Below are 13,045 nucleotides of genomic sequence, written 5' to 3' on the forward strand. Positions count from 1 at the left end.
GTTTATGCTAAAACATATTAGACAAACTAAATAGTGATATTTATTTATGGTTAATTCAATAATTAATAATTGGTTACTTAAGAGATTAAAATATATATTATTTTAATAATAAAAAGCTCTTATACATGTTGTTGTACATGGGTAAGAGCTTTGATTTTTAAAGGAGCATTCCTGTTATAAGAATATTCGGGAACTTGAACAAAAAGGGCTCTCTTGGTATGATGCGGGGTGTTCTTCTATATAAAAATATGAAAAACCTCATTTAGATGCGTTACGGTGAACCGTACCATAAGTAAAATGAGGTTTATTTGCTTAATAGAAATAATTAATTTTAAAACCTTATTTTTATCATCTTGCGGCTTACTAACTTTTGTATCAGAATTAAATAACCCAACAATGAGACTTTGCATGAATAGTGTAATTTCATTAAAGTTTTTGGCTTTGTGTTGACCTTAAATCCTAATGTAGGCAAAAATCCCCCCCTTATCTTTTAAAGTAAGGGGGATTCAAGGTATTGCTGTTACACTATTTTATTTAATTGCTTTGCTCACTTTTAACTTCTTTCCTTTGATAGTCGCATTCTCCATGGCTTGTAGAACTAATGAACCCTTTCCGTTTAGAATATCAACATAGGACATATGATCCTGTATGGTTATAATACCAATATCATCTGCTGTGACTCCAGGGATTTTTGCGATCGTTCCGACGAAATCAACAGCACGAATTTTCTTCTTTTTTCCGCCGTTGAAATGGAGTTTCATAATACCTTGATTGATCCTGGCTGTTTTATTATTTTTAACAACTCTTCTTGCGCCAAGTTTTTCTTCAAAAGCAGCTTTTCCACCAGCCACTTCTTCATCACTAGGAGCCTCTATAGTAGGGATCTCAAAGCCGATGTATTTTTCAATTGCTTTCATGAACTTGCCTTCAAGAGGTGTCGAAAACGTAATGGCTTTTCCTCTATTTCCGGCACGGCCAGTTCTCCCAGTTCGGTGTACATAGCTCTCTTTTTCCATAGGGACGTCATAATTGATGACAAGTGTCACATTATCAATATCAATACCTCTGGCAGCCAAGGGAGGAGTTCTTTACGTGGGACATTTTTCATAGCCCTTACATTACCTGTACGAAATAATTATATGTTAGATTGACTAATTTTGGCGGGTGCGGATTAGCATAGTAGTTAAAAGTAACTAGTGGTTAAATAATCAATAAATTATTGTTAAATTCAAAAATAAACTTATTTTCGCAATACTCTTGCATAAAAAATCTAGTTAAATAGTTGTCTTCCCAATAAATACAGTTGTATTTCTGAGGAGGACAAAATATAATAGAATAATAATTAAGATAACAAGATAAGCAGGAGACAAATAGTAGGAAGAAGTGAACAAAGTGGAAAATGAGGAATTGAAGAGAGGCTTGAAATCGCGTCATATTCAGATGATTGCGTTGGGCGGTACAATCGGTGTCGGATTATTTATGGGTTCATCAAGTACAATTCAATGGACGGGTCCGTCTGTACTACTTGCCTATATCATTGCAGGAATTTTTATCTTTTTTATTATGAGGGCAATGGGAGAAATGTTATATATAGAGCCTAGCACGGGCTCTTTCGCAACCTTCGGCTATAAGTATATCCATCCAATAGCAGGGTATTTAACGGCATGGAGCAACTGGTTTCAATGGGTTATTGTAGGGATGTCAGAAATTATTGCTGTTGGGGCATATATGCAGTATTGGTTCCCGCATCTCCCTGCTTGGATTCCGGGTTTAGTTGCCTTTGCGATTCTTGGTGCAGCCAACTTAATTTCGGTTAAATCATTTGGTGAATTTGAATTTTGGTTTTCGTTGATAAAAGTGGTCACTATTTTAGTCATGATCGTTGCTGGATTTGGTCTCATTTTCTTCGGAATTGGCAATGGAGGAACCCCAACTGGGCTTTCAAACCTTTGGGAACATGGCGGCTTCTTTACAGGCGGCTGGTCAGGATTCTTTTTTGCTCTTTCACTTGTAATTGGTGCATATCAAGGTGTCGAATTAATCGGGATTACAGCCGGTGAAGCAGAAGATCCACAAAGAACATTAACAAAAGCAACCCAAAGCATTATTTGGCGGATTTTAATTTTTTACATTGGGGCAATCTTTGTGATTGTGACCGTTTATCCATGGAACCAACTACATGCAATTGGCAGTCCGTTTGTTGCAACCTTTGCCAAATTTGGAATTACAGCGGCAGCCGGAATTATTAACTTTGTTGTCATCACTTCGGCAATGTCCGGATGTAACAGCGGGATTTACAGTGCAGGCCGAATGCTTTACACATTAGGTGTAAATGGACAAGCACCAAAAATCTTTACGAAACTATCTTCTAATGGGGTACCCCTTTTAAGTACGATCGGTGTACTGATTGGTTTGGCAGTGGGTATCATTTTAAGCTATATTGCACCAAAAAATTTATTCGTCTATGTATATAGTGCAAGTGTACTTCCGGGGATGATTCCGTGGTTTGTAATTTTGATCAGCCAAATTCAATTCAGAAAAGTGAAGGGGGACAAAATGGATAGTCATCCATTCAAAATGCCTTTTGCCCCTGTATCAAACTACCTGACAATCGCTTTTCTGGTTCTAATATTAATAGGAATGTGGTTTAACCAAGATACCCGTGTGTCGCTTGTTGTAGGGATTGTTTTTCTGGCACTTGTTTCCATCAGTTATTACGTCTTTGGTATTGGCAAGCGTACAGAGGGAGCTGTCCAAACCAAACGGGTTTCTTAAGAATTATTAAAAAAATAATATGTTTATCAACAGGGGCAGTCGCAATCATCATGCCCCTGTTTTTATTGTGAAACAAATAATATGGAATCCTATGACATGTTGTTGCTAAAAGATGACCAAGAAAAAACATTCGTCTTTGTATGAAGGTCAATCCGCTTCAGTTATTTTAAAACAGGCTGGAATAAAAGCAGAAACTGGACTCACAAAACAAGAAAATACCAGGGAAAATTATTAAATTTAGTAAACATCAGGGATGGCTATGCTCGCTTCACACGATATCGAATTAACAACGTTGGCGACTGAATTTACGAACTATCATTTTCGCGAGTCAGTCCAAGAGGATTGTGTAAAATTTGACTATAAAATTCATCCTGGACCTTCCACAACGAAAAATGCCATTAAATTGCTTGAACAAATGGAATACCCGTTCTCCGTCACAGAATTAGCTTATTCATTAGCTGTAAGGTTTGAAGAAAAAGGGGAATGGAATGTTCAACCAGTAAAAAACAAATAACCAAGATCTTTGGTTGATGACGTATAAAACATAAGAATGAGGAGAATGAAGATGTCTATATATGTTGACGATCATTCTCAACTTTTATATACTGTGACCATATCATTCTATAAAAATGAAGCACAAAATGGGGAACACCACCGAAAGGGTGTTAGTCCGTTTTGTGCTTTTTTTATGGAAAAATTTAGGAGGGATGAAAAATGAGAGTAAATGGTAGTAGTGTAGACCTAGAAAAAAAGCAAACTTTATTTGATTTTCTAACAGCTCGAAAATACGATTTTGCCAGAATTGCAGTAGAACGTAATGGAGAAATCGTTCCGAAAGCAGACTATAAGAATATTTTTCTTGAAGATGAAGATAAATTAGAAATTGTTCAATTTGTTGGAGGAGGTTGAACAATGAAAATTACGCTAAATGGCAAAGAAACGGAAACCGAGTGTCAGACTGCATTTGAATTACGTGAAAAAAGTGGAGAGCCAACAGATATTGTTATTTTAAATGGTTTCCAAATAGACAAAGATTGCAAAATAGCCGAGAATGACATCCTAACGATCATTCGTAAAGGGATTATGCCGGGCGAGGAAGAGCTTGAGAGCATGATGGTAGCAAGACACACTCCACATGTGCATCAAAAATTAAAAGAAGGTAAGGTTGCTATCGCTGGTTTGGGAGGTCTTGGATCAAATATTGCCATCATGTTAGCCAGAATTGGTGTAGGACAGCTTCTATTGGTCGATTTTGATATCGTTGAACCAAGTAATTTGAATCGGCAAAGCTATTATATAAGACATTTAGGCTTGCCAAAAACGATTGCACTTAAGGAACAGATAAAAGAAATTAATCCCTTTATTAAAATCAATATAAAAACGATAAAGATCACCGAGGAGAATATAAAGGATCTCTTTAGCGGTTATGACATTATTTGTGAATCATTTGATAAACCAGATCAGAAATCTATGCTTGTGAATACCGCTTTGGAGCAGCTTCCTCATACTAAAATTGTATCTGCTTCCGGGATGGCGGGCTATGACAGCTCGAATTTAATTAAAACAACTAGACCAATGAAAAACTTATACCTCTGCGGTGATTTGGAAAATGCGGCAAGAGTAGGTAAGGGATTAATGGCCCCAAGAGTGCAGATCTGTGCCGGCCATCAAGCAAATATGATTCTACGATTACTGGTAGGAATTGAAGAAATCTAGGGAGGGTATTGAAAATGACTGATACGTTAATTATTGGTGGATATGAATTTCAATCAAGATTTATCTTAGGCTCAGGGAAATTTTCGTTAGAAATGATGAAAGCAGTGATTGAGCATGGGGAAGCAGAAATCGTCACCCTTGCTCTTAGGAGAGCAAATGCTGGCGGAGAAGAAAATATATTAGATTATATTCCGAATAACATTACCTTACTGCCAAACACATCAGGGGCAAGAAATGCTGAGGAGGCAGTAAGAATCGCCCGTTTATCAAGGGAACTAGGTTGTGGTGATTTTGTAAAACTAGAAGTCATTCGGGATTCGAAATATTTATTGCCAGATAATTACGAAACGATCAAAGCAACCGAAATACTTGCAAAAGAAGGATTTATCGTCATGCCTTATATGTATCCTGATTTATATGCGGCAAGATCTTTAGTCAATTCCGGTGCAGCTGCAGTCATGCCTTTAGGTGCCCCAATTGGAAGCAACAAAGGGCTTTGCACAAAAGCGTTTATTCAAATTTTAGTTGATGAAATCCATTTACCTATTATTGTCGATGCCGGTATTGGCCGTCCATCACAGGCATGTGAAGCAATGGAAATGGGTGTTGATGCCATTATGTGCAATACAGCAATTGCAACTGCTAATGATGTGGCGCTTATGTCAAAAGCATTCAAGCATGCGATTGAAGCAGGGCGTTCAGCATACCTTGCAGGCTTGGGGCGCGTTTTACCATTCAAGGCAGAGGCATCAAGTCCTTTGACTGGATTTTTGGAGGACTAAGGATGTTACGAAAAAAAACAGATCATATGGAATACTTGGATGGGATGGAAGTCATTGAGTCTAATCTTATGGAAAAAGTCTTGGTAGCTGTAAAAGAATATGATTATGATCGTTTTTCAAGTAGAGATGTTGAAAAAGCCTTAAGTAAGGAACTGCTATCCATGGAAGATTATGCTGCCATTTTATCTCCTGCTGCCCTGCCCTATTTAGAAGATATGGCAAAAAAAGCAATGGAAGAGACTAGGAAGCATTTTGGAAATTCTATTAGTCTATTTACACCATTATACATTGCGAATTATTGCGAGAATCAATGTGTTTATTGTGGGTTTAAAGCAACAAACAAAATTCATCGGGCAACACTTTCATTTCAAGAAGCAGAAAATGAACTAAAAGCGATTGCATCCACTGGTTTAAAAGAAATTCTATTACTCACCGGTGAATCAAGATATAAATCCGACCTTGAATACATTGGCGAAACTATTAAATTGGCAACGAAGTATTTTCCAACCATCGGGATTGAAATCTATCCTTTAAACACGGAAGAATATGCCTTTTTACGTCACTGTGGTGCGGATTTTGTTTCTGTTTATCAAGAGACCTATAATACGGACACGTATGAAAAGGTACATTTATGGGGTTCTAAACGTGTTTTCCCTTACCGTTTTCATGCCCAAGAACGTGCCTTACTTGGAGGAATGCGTGGAGTGGCTTTTGGTGCCCTGCTTGGATTGGATGACTTTCGAAAGGATGCATTTGCAGCGGGGGTTCATGCCCATCTCATTCAACAAAAATATCCGCATGCAGAGATTTCATTCTCTACTCCAAGATTAAGGCCATATAAAAATAATGCAGAAAATGGTCCAAAAGATGTGCATGAAAAACAACTTTTACAGGTTATGCTCGCCTATCGCCTGCTGATGCCATATGCGGGGATTACCATTTCCACAAGAGAGAGATCAGGATTTCGTGATCATGTAATCGGAATGGCTGCAACAAAAATGTCAGCAGGTGTCAGTGTTGGGGTGGGTGGACATAGTGAAGAGCAAAAAGGTGATGAACAATTTGAAATTTCAGATGAACGAAGTGTAAGTGAAGTTCATCAAATGATTCTTTCCAAAGGGCTTCAGCCTGTCTATACAGATTATATTAGAGTGTAGGTGAACAGGGATGCTCATTTTTGTTACCAATCGAAAGCTTTGTAAAGATGACTTTTTGAATCGAATCCACCAATTAGCCAAAGGAAAGCCTCATGCTATCATGCTAAGAGAAAAAGATATAAGTCTTAAAGAATACGAAGAACTGGCCATAAAAATTAACCATATTTGTGAAGTACATCAAGTTCCACTCATTATTAATCAAATTATTTCAGTTGCAGCAAAACTAAAACAACGAAATATTCATTTATCAATGGAAAATTTACGAAAATATAAATACGATTTACTTCCCTTTCTTCAAATAGGGGCTTCTGTCCATTCAGTTGATGAAGCAATTGAAGCTCAAGATTTGGGTGCTTCCTACTTAATAGCAGGCCATATTTTTTCGACAGATTGTAAAAAGGGAGTACCTCCGAGAGGTCTCCCATTTCTAAAAGAGGTATGTGATTCCGTTTCGATTCCTGTATTCGCGATCGGAGGAATAACAACGGACAAACTAAAGGATGTAGCGATGACCGGTGCAAAAGGTGTATGTATCATGTCAGAGGCAATGACATGTCTAAATCCGGAAGAACTTGTCAACCATTTTCATATGTGAGGATTCCTAAAATGGATTTGTTTTTCCTAGAAAAAAAGGTAGTATTAAAGGATACCAATTTCACAAGGAGAATTTGAAAACGATGAGTAATTTGCCTAATTGCCCGAAATGTAATTCTGAATATACGTATGAGGATGGGATAATGTTAGTTTGCCCCAATTGTGGTTATGAGTGGTCGTTAACTCACGAATCGGGGGGCGAAGATCAGAGGACGTTCAAAGATGCAAATGGGAATGTTTTGAACGATGGGGATACGATTACAGTCATTAAAGACCTTAAAGTAAAAGGAAGTTCATCCGTAATAAAACAAGGTACTAAAGTAAAAAATATCCGTTTGGTTGATGGAGACCATGATATTGATTGTAAAATTGATGGGTTTGGTGCAATGAAATTAAAATCAGAGTTTGTAAAAAAAATATAAATAGGATTTTAATGTAATTGAGCCAAAAAACTTTTTATTATATTTTCTTTTAGGGAGTGAAACCTCATTTAAACTGTATCATAAGTAAATGAGGTTTTTTGTTTTCCATTAGTAAAGTACTATTACTCATAAAATGGTTGAAATATTTTTGATACTTAAGAATCATAAATGAATCATTTGATTGACTTTATTGTAAGGCCGGTGTAATGTAAATATAAAATTTATAGGAAGACCCACTAGGGGAGCCATTTTTGGCTGAGACAGAGTTACTCTGGACCCTTTGAACCTGATCTAGTTCATACTAGCGTAGGAAAGTGGAGACCGTGCACGGGTATATTTACAATTATTCTGCCGCTCCATTTTTGGAGCGGTTTTTTGTTTTTTAACAGTGAATCGCTCCATTTAAAGTCTTCCCAATATAACCAAAAGGGGGAAATATTTATGAGTTTTTCAGCGGAATTGAGAAAAGAGGCAAATCCAATCTTTGAAGCAATTTTTGAACATCCTTTTGTGCAAGGTATTGCCAAGGGTGATTTAAGAAAGGAACAGCTTATTCATTATGTCAAACAGGATTTTGAATACTTGAATTCCTTTATCAGAATCTATGGAATGGCCATAGCAAAATGTGAGAAACGTGAAGATATGGAGATGTTTAATAAGCAAATCTCATTTATATTAAACAGCGAAATCCATCCACACCATAACTTTTGTCAGGTAGCGGGTGTTCAATATGAGGAACTGCAAGGATTTCCACTAACTCCATCTGCACTTCATTACATACGTCATATGCTGACCATTGCTCATGAAGGTACATTAGGGGAAATCTTGTCTGTTTTATTGCCATGTCCATGGACTTATTGGGAAATTGGAAAGAGATTATTAAGTGAAATTAACCCGGATTGCTCTCATCCCTATTATGAATGGATTCAGTTTTATGGTAATCGGACAGATTCTATTACAACTAAATTTTGTGAACGAATAGATGAATGGGCTTTGGAAGCAACGGAGAAAGAAAAAGCAAAGATGAAAGAACATTTCTTAATTAGTTGTCAGCTTGAATATATGTTTTGGGATATGGCCTATAAACTTGAGGAGTGGCCAGTAAAAATGGAGGCAGTAAAAAGATGAATTGGAAGATGAAAGAAGTAGTGCTAACAGTTATTTTATCAGTTGCCTGCGGAGTTATTTACTTAGGATGGTCGACTCTTTGGATCCCGATTTCTGCTTTAGTAGGACCTGTCGGTGCAGGTTTTATGTTTGGGATTTGGGTGATTGCTAGTCCAATAGTAGCCTATATTATTCGTAAACCAGGTGCCGCTTTTATTGCCGAGGTTGCAGCAGCTGCTGTTGAGTTATTAACGGGAAGTCATTTTGGTCTTTCAGCCTTGTTAGTAGGAGTGTTTCAAGGGATTGGGTCTGAAATTGCTTTTGCCCTATTTAGATACAAGCGCTACGACCTCGTTACGTTAATGCTATCTGGTGCTCTAGCAGCAATTGTCGGGATGGGGTATAACATATTGGCTAATGGGTTTGGATTCTACACCACAGGCGTATTTTTTACAACGTTAGGAATACATGTGATCAGCGGAATCATTCTTGGTGGTTGGTTAGCAAAGGTAATAGTAGATGCATTGGCTAAAACAGGTGTTTTAGAGCAATATGCCTTGATGAAGGAAAAAAGAAAAAAGGATGACATTCATGGAAAAATTTCTGGGATGTAGGAATCTTTCTATTCGCTTCTACAATCGTTTTGAAAAGATCCTTAATGATATGACGTTATCCATTAATAAGGGAGAAAAAGTTTTAATATTAGGCCCTAGTGGGAGTGGAAAATCTACATTGATTTCTGCTCTTGCAGGGATTATTCCTGAGCATGTTGAGGCAGAAGTAAATGGTGAAGTGTTTCTTAGGAGTCAGACAGGTGTTATGTTTCAAGATCCGGACACTCAATTTTGTATGCTTCGTGTTGATGAAGAAATTGCTTTTAGTCTTGAAAATAAATCTATTCCTCGGAGTCAAATGGACCCAATCATTTTGGATGTAATGGATAAAGTAGGATTAAAGGTTGATAGGAAAACACCCATTGAAACACTCTCAGGGGGGATGAAACAAAGATTGGCATTAGCCTGTTTATTAGCATTAGAACCCGAAGTATTGTTTTTTGATGAACCGACAGCCCAATTAGACCCAGTTGGAAGAATGGAGATATTTGAATTATTGAAACAACTATCACAAATGACCAACCAAACAATGGTATTTGTTGAACATGTTCTTGACGGCTGCATCGAATGGATGGATCGGGTCATTCTGATGAATGAGCGAGGAAGCATCATAGCGGATGGGAAGCCAGAAGAAATTCTACTACATTATCATCATGAAATGGAAGAAGCAGGTGTTTGGCGCCCTAAACTATTCCCTTATAAGTGGAGGGATGTTGTGAAAAGTGACTCGCACCCACTATCTATCAATCTGTCGGAAATGTTGAAATGTAAGCCTCAAGAAAGAGTGGTTGAAAATCCTTTGATCACAACCGAAAATGTTGAAATTGGTTATGGAAAAAAGGCGATCGTGAAGGATATTGGTGTAGACATCCATAAAGGTGATTGGGTTTCTATCATCGGAGCAAATGGAAGTGGAAAAACCACTTTCTTAAAAAGTTTAATACGGTTAGAGCCAATAAAAAACGGGGAAATTCTTTTTCAAAATAGGGAACTAAAAAAATGGTCTGATCGGGAATTATTTGAAAAGGCAGGTTATGTTTTTCAAAATCCAGAGCTTCAATTTATAACGGATACAGTATTTGAGGAAATTGCTTTTGGCGGCAGACAAAGAAATTGGCAAGAAGAGGAGATTCATGCCAAAACTATTCAACTGTTACAGGAGTTTGGGTTGGAATCTTATCAGAATTCTCATCCTTTTACCTTAAGCTTAGGACAAAAACGGCGGTTAAGTGTAGCGACCATGTTATTGTTTGATCAAGCTTTATTATTACTTGATGAACCAACGTTTGGTCAGGATGAAAAAACTACTAAGGAACTTATAATGCGATTAAAGAAGAGACAGGAACAGGGAACAACCATTGTAATGGTAACTCATGATATGGATTTAGTCGATACTTGTTCTAATCAAGTCATTCTCCTGAATAAAGGAAGAGTTGCTTATCAAGGGACACCATATGAGTTATTTTCTAATCAGGAAATCATACAGGAAACGGATATTATTCCGCCGCTTCAATACCAGTTAATGCATGCAAGAAGGGAGCGGCTTTTTGTATGAAATCCAACGATTCTTTCCTCGCTTCCCTAAATCCTTCTATGAAATTACTTTCTCATTTGTTAGTTATGTTTCTGTTAATGACCATAACAAATCCAAAAGTGACGTTTGGGATATGGATACTTGGGGTATTCATTGGAATTTTTTTAGGAGGTTGGAGAATTAGGTATCTTTTAAAAAGTTTGTTACCGTACTTGGGTTTTTTTATTCTTGTATTTTGGATGATGGCGGCTTTTGGAGAAGGGGAAGAAACCATTTGGAAATGGGCCTGGTTTCATATTACAGTGGAAAGTATGAATCATGGCTTAACCATTGCAATAAGGATGTTAGGGTTTGTAACGTATGGATTGTTGTTTACCTCAACAACAGACTTGACTTTACTTATTATGAGTTTCATTCATCAATGCAAACTATCTCCTAAATGGGCTTATGGGCTATTAGCAGGGTTTCGTTTTATCCCGCTATTCCAATCTGAATTCAACCAAATGAAAATCGCTCATAAAGTGAGAGGTTATAAGCAAAAAAAAAGTTGGAAGGCTTTTATGAGATACTCATTACCATTGTTTACTCAAGGAATACGAAAGTCAGAACGAATTGCTATTGCAATGGAAGTGCGTGGTTTTACGGGGGCAAGGGATAGAACTTATTATCAAACCGCTAGAGTAGTAACAAAAGACGTGGCCTATTTACTATCTTTATTAACCGTTGTAATAGGGATTGCCATTTTTATTAAATAAAACAATAGTTTTGATGAAGTTGAATGATTTAAATGATTTTTTTAAGTAAAACAAGCCAAAAATAATAAGTAAAAAAATCTGTATATTTTTGGCTTGTTGAATTTATAAGATATAGGACACTCGGTTATAGTTTTTAATATTGATGTTAGAATACCCCTGTCTTAAAATTTTTTGACAATGCAGGTAAATAAAAACCTAAAACAAGAGAACGAAATAGAGTAAATAGGGTAAATGCAATCCATAACCCATGGTTCCCAAATATCGGAATGAGTAAGTATACTAATAAAATAAACAAAATCATAGAAATGATCATGGAATTCCTAATTTGGGCCGCTTCTGTTGCGCCAGAAAAAACTCCATTTAGGATAATCCCCCAATACCCCACGATAGGAAATAATAAAAGCCAGCCTTGATATTGTAAAATACATCGTCTGACTTCTTCTATTGAAGTAAATAGAGGATAAATAAAAGAAGAACAGATAAATAATATTGAAGATAAAAAGATTGCTGAAAGAACTCCCCACTTTGCGGACAACGCTATTGTATCTGAAAACAATTGACGATTATTTGACCCGATCGCTCTTCCAATTAATATACTACTTGCATTTCCGAAACCGCCTAAGGCGTAGGCCATAATAAAATGCAGTTGAAACAAGATGGCATTAGCAGCAAGCTCCACATCCCCCATTTGTGCTCCTTTTGAAGTAAAAAGTGTATAAACCGCTAACAAGCATATCGACCGAATAAACAAATCTCTATTTACCTTTAGCATTTTTACAAATACGGATCCTTCAAAAATGTTTTTAATTTGATGAATGGCTCTGATATCGATCAATTTCAACTTTATTAGGATGTAGATCCCCGCTAATGTTACTCCTATCTCCGCAATCAGACTTGCTGCGGCAACCCCCGCAACCCCCATATTGAAACTACTAACAAACACAACATCTAATAATATATTGATAATGTTCATTCCTATTTGCAAATAGACCGTTAATTTTATACATGATGAACCGATTAGCCATCCGAGAATCACATAACCCATCAGCGTAAAGGGGGCTCCCCAAATCCGTATATCAAAATATAATGCCGCTTGTTCAGCTACGCCAGAAGTAGGGTTAATCATCTTTAAGGCCGTCCATTTAATAGGTTCTTGTAGGAGGATAAATAATCCACCTATGGCCAGTGCGATTACCATTGGTCTTAATAAAGAGTACAGCAATTCAGCATGATTATTGGCACCGTGGGCTTGAGAGGTAAAACCAGATGTACTCACTCTTAAAAAGCCGAGCACCCAGTATAATGTATTAAATATTAGGCTGCCAACCGCCACACCACCGATAAAAATAGGATTAGGAAGCTGCCCCACTACCGCAGTGTCAACTGCTCCTAAAAACGGTGTTGTCATCTGGGATAGAATAATAGGTAAGGCTAAAACCATGTATTGTTTATTCGTGATCGAAGGCTTTGAAGCTCCTGAATACGTAGAACTTGGTAAACTCATTTAACTTCCCCTTTAACAATAAGGCTGTGTTAAGAACAGTGGTGATTTATTTACACTTTGTTGATTGGAGCGGAAGGTGCGAAGA

13 protein-coding genes, 1 pseudogene and 1 riboswitch are annotated in these 13,045 nt (G+C 37.1%); of the genes and pseudogenes, 12 read left to right on the top strand and 2 right to left on the bottom strand.

What is annotated here, in order from left to right:
- Nucleotides 1-530 precede the first annotated feature (530 nt).
- Nucleotides 531-1,076 (bottom strand): annotated as a pseudogene (locus V7083_RS09970) (DbpA RNA binding domain-containing protein); the annotation flags it as partial.
- 316 nt (nt 1,077-1,392) lie between these two features.
- Here V7083_RS09970 and V7083_RS09975 point away from each other — a divergent pair.
- The 12 genes from V7083_RS09975 to V7083_RS10030 all read left to right on the top strand — a co-directional run bounded on the left by V7083_RS09975 (nt 1,393) and on the right by V7083_RS10030 (nt 11,456).
- On the top strand, nt 1,393-2,775 hold the full coding sequence (locus tag V7083_RS09975) for an amino acid permease (RefSeq protein WP_335477422.1): 1,383 nt from the start codon (nt 1,393-1,395) through the stop codon (nt 2,773-2,775).
- Between the two features lie 259 nt (nt 2,776-3,034).
- Nucleotides 3,035-3,289 (top strand): hypothetical protein, encoded by a 255-nt coding sequence (locus V7083_RS09980; protein WP_335477375.1) that lies wholly within the window; start codon nt 3,035-3,037, stop codon nt 3,287-3,289.
- A gap of 200 nt (nt 3,290-3,489) precedes the next feature.
- Nucleotides 3,490-3,684: a sulfur carrier protein ThiS gene (gene thiS / locus V7083_RS09985; RefSeq protein ID WP_335477376.1), complete on the top strand. Its 195-nt coding sequence runs from the start codon at nt 3,490-3,492 to the stop codon at nt 3,682-3,684.
- Between the two features lie 3 nt (nt 3,685-3,687).
- Entirely contained in the window at nt 3,688-4,491 is an 804-nt protein-coding gene (gene thiF, locus V7083_RS09990; protein WP_335477377.1) for a sulfur carrier protein ThiS adenylyltransferase ThiF, read from the top strand.
- A gap of 14 nt (nt 4,492-4,505) precedes the next feature.
- Entirely contained in the window at nt 4,506-5,273 is a 768-nt protein-coding gene (locus V7083_RS09995; protein WP_335477378.1) for a thiazole synthase, read from the top strand.
- A gap of 2 nt (nt 5,274-5,275) precedes the next feature.
- Nucleotides 5,276-6,430 carry a 2-iminoacetate synthase ThiH gene (gene thiH / locus V7083_RS10000; RefSeq protein WP_335477379.1) on the top strand — a complete coding sequence of 385 codons (1,155 nt, stop codon included), beginning with the start codon at nt 5,276-5,278 and terminating at the stop codon, nt 6,428-6,430.
- Nucleotides 6,431-6,440: 10 nt separating this feature from the next.
- On the top strand, nt 6,441-7,025 hold the full coding sequence (locus V7083_RS10005) for a thiamine phosphate synthase (RefSeq protein WP_335477380.1): 585 nt from the start codon (nt 6,441-6,443) through the stop codon (nt 7,023-7,025).
- Nucleotides 7,026-7,107: 82 nt separating this feature from the next.
- Complete coding sequence (locus V7083_RS10010) at nt 7,108-7,446, top strand: zinc ribbon domain-containing protein YjdM (RefSeq protein WP_335477381.1); 339 nt, start codon at nt 7,108-7,110, stop codon at nt 7,444-7,446.
- A gap of 228 nt (nt 7,447-7,674) precedes the next feature.
- Nucleotides 7,675-7,776, top strand: a riboswitch (TPP riboswitch).
- 111 nt (nt 7,777-7,887) lie between these two features.
- Nucleotides 7,888-8,574 (top strand): thiaminase II, encoded by a 687-nt coding sequence (gene tenA / locus V7083_RS10015; RefSeq protein ID WP_335477382.1) that lies wholly within the window; start codon nt 7,888-7,890, stop codon nt 8,572-8,574.
- Entirely contained in the window at nt 8,571-9,167 is a 597-nt protein-coding gene (locus tag V7083_RS10020) for an ECF transporter S component (RefSeq protein WP_335477383.1), read from the top strand. Before tenA ends, V7083_RS10020 begins: the two co-directional genes overlap by 4 nt.
- On the top strand, nt 9,145-10,722 hold the full coding sequence (locus V7083_RS10025) for an ABC transporter ATP-binding protein (protein WP_335477384.1): 1,578 nt from the start codon (nt 9,145-9,147) through the stop codon (nt 10,720-10,722). Before V7083_RS10020 ends, V7083_RS10025 begins: the two co-directional genes overlap by 23 nt.
- Nucleotides 10,719-11,456 (top strand): energy-coupling factor transporter transmembrane component T family protein, encoded by a 738-nt coding sequence (locus V7083_RS10030; protein WP_335477385.1) that lies wholly within the window; start codon nt 10,719-10,721, stop codon nt 11,454-11,456. The genes V7083_RS10025 and V7083_RS10030 overlap by 4 nt, the downstream gene beginning before the upstream one ends.
- A gap of 145 nt (nt 11,457-11,601) precedes the next feature.
- Here V7083_RS10030 and V7083_RS10035 read toward each other — a convergent pair whose 3' ends face one another.
- Nucleotides 11,602-12,960 carry an MATE family efflux transporter gene (locus tag V7083_RS10035; protein ID WP_335477386.1) on the bottom strand — a complete coding sequence of 453 codons (1,359 nt, stop codon included), beginning with the start codon at nt 12,958-12,960 and terminating at the stop codon, nt 11,602-11,604.
- Between the last annotated feature and the right edge of the window lie 85 nt (nt 12,961-13,045).

Source organism: Bacillus sp. JJ1764 (genome assembly GCF_036962145.1).
Classification (GTDB): domain Bacteria; phylum Bacillota; class Bacilli; order Bacillales; family Cytobacillaceae; genus Neobacillus.

Bases quoted from the DNA above. Each gene is read 5' to 3' on its own strand.
- tenA (WP_335477382.1), top strand. From the start codon at position 7,888: ATGAGTTTTTCAGCGGAATTGAGAAAAGAGGCAAATCCAATCTTTGAA.
- thiF (WP_335477377.1), top strand. From the start codon at position 3,688: ATGAAAATTACGCTAAATGGCAAAGAAACGGAAACCGAGTGTCAGACT.
- V7083_RS10010 (WP_335477381.1), top strand. From the start codon at position 7,108: ATGAGTAATTTGCCTAATTGCCCGAAATGTAATTCTGAATATACGTAT.
- thiH (WP_335477379.1), top strand. From the start codon at position 5,276: ATGTTACGAAAAAAAACAGATCATATGGAATACTTGGATGGGATGGAA.
- V7083_RS10020 (WP_335477383.1), top strand. From the start codon at position 8,571: ATGAATTGGAAGATGAAAGAAGTAGTGCTAACAGTTATTTTATCAGTT.
- V7083_RS10035 (WP_335477386.1), bottom strand. From the start codon at position 12,960: ATGAGTTTACCAAGTTCTACGTATTCAGGAGCTTCAAAGCCTTCGATC.
- V7083_RS10005 (WP_335477380.1), top strand. From the start codon at position 6,441: ATGCTCATTTTTGTTACCAATCGAAAGCTTTGTAAAGATGACTTTTTG.
- V7083_RS09995 (WP_335477378.1), top strand. From the start codon at position 4,506: ATGACTGATACGTTAATTATTGGTGGATATGAATTTCAATCAAGATTT.
- V7083_RS10030 (WP_335477385.1), top strand. From the start codon at position 10,719: ATGAAATCCAACGATTCTTTCCTCGCTTCCCTAAATCCTTCTATGAAA.
- V7083_RS10025 (WP_335477384.1), top strand. From the start codon at position 9,145: ATGGAAAAATTTCTGGGATGTAGGAATCTTTCTATTCGCTTCTACAAT.
- V7083_RS09980 (WP_335477375.1), top strand. From the start codon at position 3,035: ATGCTCGCTTCACACGATATCGAATTAACAACGTTGGCGACTGAATTT.
- thiS (WP_335477376.1), top strand. From the start codon at position 3,490: ATGAGAGTAAATGGTAGTAGTGTAGACCTAGAAAAAAAGCAAACTTTA.